The organism is Streptomyces katrae (assembly GCF_000966975.1).
GTDB lineage: Bacteria > Actinomycetota > Actinomycetes > Streptomycetales > Streptomycetaceae > Streptomyces > Streptomyces katrae.
Genome location: NZ_JZWV01000865.1, coordinates 1 through 568, shown reverse-complemented (window position 1 = coordinate 568; position 568 = coordinate 1). Strand labels below are relative to the sequence as shown.

At 78.3% G+C, this 568-nt stretch carries 1 protein-coding gene; it reads right to left on the bottom strand.

Going from position 1 to position 568, the window contains the following annotated elements; genetic code table 11:
* Positions 1 to 353: SRPBCC family protein (locus VR44_RS28330; RefSeq protein ID WP_045950455.1), on the bottom strand; the 353-nt coding region annotated here is incomplete at its 3' end.
* Between the last annotated feature and the right edge of the window lie 215 nt (positions 354 to 568).

The following is a 568-nucleotide window of genomic DNA, read 5'->3' as shown; positions in this document are numbered from 1 at the left end:
GTGCCGGGGGAGCGGGGCCCGGCGGCCGGGGCCAGCAGCCACTCCTCCAACAGGGCGCTCAGCCCGGGTGCGTTGGTCTCGTCGACCCGGTACGCGTAGCGCCGCGGGGCCTCCGCGGCCACGATCGTCTCCTGGAACCGGACCCCGCCCCGCAGCCTGATCTCCCGCCCGGCACCGCCCCCGGTGGGCCGGGCCAGCGACACCGCCCCGAACCAGGCCGGCCAGCCCGTCACCTCCTCGGCGAGCGCCCGGTACAGGTCCTCGGGCCGGGCCGTCGCCCTGGCCGTGAAGACCAGGCGGGCGGGGGCCCGCTCCAGGAAGTCCAGCCCCACGGGGCGGAGTCGGCGGGTCACGGCGATACCCCCTGCGCTGCGGCGACGGTCGGAGCACTGGCTCGACACGATAACTGGTCGCCCGTCAGATGTCCGCAGTGGGACGGGCGTTGGCCGAGTGCCGGTGCTCCCCGGTTCATGCGAACGGGGCCTGGGCAGCGCCGCCCCGGCGCGGGATCCTGGGAACGGCCCGACCCCGCCGCCCCGGCGGGGCCGTCCGCCGCCCGCCCCCGGGG